Origin of the sequence: Promineifilum sp. (SeqCode) (assembly GCF_041918635.1) — a bacterium.
Lineage (GTDB): Bacteria > Chloroflexota > Anaerolineae > Promineifilales > Promineifilaceae > Promineifilum.
Window position 1 is genome coordinate 1 of the sequence record NZ_JAYRVJ010000577.1, and the last position, 3644, is coordinate 3644.

General features: G+C 69.2%; 2 protein-coding genes and 2 pseudogenes. 2 read left to right on the top strand and 2 right to left on the bottom strand.

All coding sequences use genetic code 11. From position 1 onward, the window contains the following. Together ACE3UY_RS17220 and ACE3UY_RS17225 are read right to left on the bottom strand one after the other, a co-directional pair. Positions 1 to 590, bottom strand: a pseudogene (locus tag ACE3UY_RS17220) (nitrogen fixation protein NifH); the annotation flags it as partial. Positions 591 to 658: 68 nt separating this feature from the next. Next, a complete protein-coding gene (locus ACE3UY_RS17225) occupies positions 659 to 1666 on the bottom strand; it encodes a nitrogen fixation protein NifH (RefSeq protein ID WP_374688723.1) in 1008 nt (335 codons plus the stop codon). Positions 1667 to 1909: 243 nt separating this feature from the next. Here ACE3UY_RS17225 and ACE3UY_RS17230 point away from each other — a divergent pair, with 243 nt between their 5' ends. Beyond that, positions 1910 to 2818 (top strand): alpha/beta hydrolase, encoded by a 909-nt coding sequence (locus ACE3UY_RS17230; RefSeq protein WP_374688724.1) that lies wholly within the window; start codon positions 1910 to 1912, stop codon positions 2816 to 2818. 49 nt (positions 2819 to 2867) lie between these two features. Further along, a pseudogene (locus ACE3UY_RS17235) lies at positions 2868 to 3644 on the top strand (carboxypeptidase M32); the annotation flags it as partial.

The following is a 3644-nucleotide window of genomic DNA, read 5'->3' on the forward strand; positions in this document are numbered from 1 at the left end:
ACCGCGCCCCAGCCACAGGGCAAGCCGCCATTGACGCGACAGGCGAACAGCGGGCCGCTCTTGTAATGCTGGTAGCGGAGCGGCGCGGTCGTGTCGCCGGCCGGGGCGATGCCCTCGCCCGTCACGGTGCGGGCCATCCATTCCAGCGCCCGGTCGAGCCGCGGGTCGTCGATGCCCAAAGCCAGTAAGGCCGCGATCAGGTTGCCCTGCAAGCAGTCGATTGTGCCCGACGGCCCGCCATCGGAAGACAGGGTGAACTGGCCGTCGCGGGTCAGCGCGTGGTCGAGCAGGTAGGCACAGGCGCGGGCGATGCGCTCGTCGGCGGCGGCCGACGCGCCGACCTGCGCCAGGGTAATGAGCGCCCAGACGGTGGAGCGGTACTTGGGGCTGTAGCCGGGGCCGGGCTTGGCCCAGTAGCCGTCGGGGTGCATGGCGTCCAGAATGGGGGCGATGGGCGGCGCGGCGTGGGCGGCGGCGCGGGTGGCCAGCAGTTCGGGGTCATCGGCCGGGCGGCGCAGCAGGTCGCGCAACGCCAGGTGGCGCGGGCCGGGATCGGTTGGGTCGAGCAGCCAGGTCATCGTATCATTCATCAGCCACCTCTCGAGTAGGGACAGACCTGCGTGTCTGCCCTTGATTGGGCGCACACGCAGGTGCGCCCCTACCCCACCGCCTGCAACGCCCGGATCGTCACCCACTTGTTCGGCCGCTTCTTCGGGCCGAAGTCGACGCCGTCCCACAGCTTGCCGGCGTAGTCATACTCCAGGGGCCAGCGCCCCTGCTCATCCGCCTTGCCGGCGATTAGCGCCCGCGCGTTCGCCAGCCGCGGATCGTCGCCGTGGCCCAGCGCGACCAGCGCCTCGACCACTTGCAGCAGGTCGGTCACGTAGAACACGGGGAAGCCGAACTTCCACCAGTTGCCGCTGGGCTTGGCGGCCCAACCGCTGGGCCAGGCGGCGGTGGCGGGATCGACGCTGAATAAGAACTCAACGCCCTGCCGGATGGCCTCGTCGATGAGCGGCGTGCGGCGCGCGGCGGGCAGCTTGCCGAAGGCCAGCATCACCTTGGCCGCGCCCCAGGCGCAGGGCAGCTTGTTGTTGGCCCCACAACGGAAGAGCGGCCCGCACTTGCCGGCGTAGTAGCGCAGCGGCGCGCCGCGCTCGCCGAGCGGGGCCACGCCCTCGCCCGTCACCGAGCGGGCCATCCAGTCGAAGGCGGCGTCCAGGCGTGGATCGTCGCCGCCCAGGTCGAGCAGGGCGGCGCAGAGGTTGCCTTGCAGGCAGTCGGCCGTGCCAGAGGGGGCGGTCGAGGCACTGAACTGACCGGCGGGCAGGAGGGCGTGGTCGAGGACATAGGCGCAGGCGCGGCCGACGCGCTCATCGGCGGCGGCGAACGCGCCCAGTTGGGCCAGGGCGATGAGCGCCCAGACGGTCGAGGCGTACTTGGGCAGGTAGCCGGGGCCGGGTTCGACCCAGTAGCCATCGGGGTGCATGGCGGCCAGGATGGCGGCGATGGGGCCGGCGCGGTGGGCGGCGTCGCGGGCCTGGCGCAGGTCGGGGTCGTCGGGCGGGTAATGGAGCATGTCGCGCAGCGCCAGATAGCGGGGGCCAGGCTCCTCCGGCTCCAGCAGCCACGGCAGCGGATCGGGCAAGGCAGTGGACGCGGGCATGGGTCACTCCCCGGTCGCGGCTTGCACTTCGCCGCGGCCCTACTGCTATTATACCATAACAGGTGGGTCGCACCTCAGAAGGTGCAACCCACCTGTCGTCCCTTAGCTGTTGCGCCCAGGTGCAACGCACTTCGGAAAGTGCGTCGCACCGAGAGCATTTTTCACGCCCACTTTCTGGACGCCGCGCCCAATGGCGGTAGAATCGGGGACTCACTGCCGGTTTGCCGGCAGCGAGAATCGATTATGAATTCATCATCACCCACGCTGGGGGAGACTGTGGAGCCACTCACCTGGCGCGACTATCACGCCCACTTCGACCCTTCCAACGGCCATCACGTCAGCGGCACGATTCGCGTCGCGCCCGACGTTCACAGCCCGCAACTCGGCAACCGGCGCGACCTGCTGGTCTACCTGCCGCCCTCTTACCACCACACGACGCAGCGCTACCCGGTCATCTACATGCACGACGGCCAAAACCTGTTCGACAACGCCACCAGCTTCGCCGGGGAGTGGGGCGTGGACGAGACGATGGAGCAATTGGGGTATGAAGAGGGTCTGGAGGCCATCGTCGTCGGCATCCCCAACATGGGCGTCGACCGGATGGCCGAGTACAGCCCGTTCCGCGACCCGCGCCACGGCGGCGGGCGCGGCGACCGCTACCTGGAGTTCATTGCGGCCACGGTCAAGCCGCTGATTGACCGCGACTTCCGCACCCTGCCCGGCCGCCGCCACACCGGCCTGCTCGGCTCATCGATGGGCGGGCTGATCAGCCTCTACGCCTTCTTCCGCCAGCCGGCCACCTTTGGCTTCGCGGGGGTCATGAGCCCGTCGCTGTGGTACGCGGGCGAGGCCATCTTCGACTACGTGGAGGCCGCGCCCTACTACCCCGGCAAGCTCTATCTGGACGTTGGCACGCGCGAACTGGGCGAGCACCATAGCGGGCGGCTGCACCGCGCCACCGCCTCGCGCCGCTACTATGCCAGTGTCCGCCGCATGAAGGGTATTCTGGTGCGCAAGGGCTACCGGCCGCTGCGCGATCTGTATCACGTCGAGGAGAAGTGGGCCGGCCACACCGAGTCGTCGTGGGCGCGCCGGCTGGCCCCGGCGTTGCGCTTCCTGTTGAGCGAGGCGTTGCGGCAATCGAGCGGCTAGAACCCAACAGAGTCCGCATCCTCAGATGCGCGCTCTAAATGAGGGGAAAATGGAAAAACAACTCGCCGAACTGAAGGACCGCCTGCAAGCGATCGAAGACCTGAATGCCGTCGTGGCCCTGCTGAGTTGGGACCAATCGACCTACATGCCGCCCGGCGGCGCGCCGGCGAGGGGGCGGCAGATGGGGCTGCTGGCCGGGCTGGCGCACGAGCGGCTGACCGACCCGGCCATCGGCCGGCTGCTGGACGCGCTCCAGCCCTACGCCGCCGACCTGCCCTACGACAGCGACGACGCGGCGCTGCTGCGGCTGACGCGGCGCAATTACGAGAAGGCCATTCGCGTGCCGGCGGCGCTCAACGTCGAGCTCCAGGAGCACGGCGCGCGCAGCTACCAGGCGTGGACGGTGGCCCGGCCGGCCAACGACTTCGCCGCCATGCGGCCGCTGCTGGAGAAAACGCTCGACCTGAGCCGCCAATTCGCCGACTGCTTCCCCGGCTACGACCACATCGCCGACCCGCTCATCGACTACTTCGACCAGGGCATGAAGGCGCAGAGCGTCCGCGCCCTGTTCGCGGAGCTGCGCGGCGAGCTTGTGCCACTGCTGGCCGAGGTGATGACCCGGCCGCCGGCCGACGCCAGTTGCCTGCATCAGGAGTTTCCGGAGGAGCAGCAGCGCCTCTTCGGGGAACGGATCATCGCCGAGCTTGGCTACGACTTCAGCCGCGGCCGGCTGGACAAGACCCACCATCCCTTCGAGACCGCGTTTTCGCTGGACGACGTGCGCATCACCACTCGCTACCGGACAGACGATCTGAGCGACGCGCTC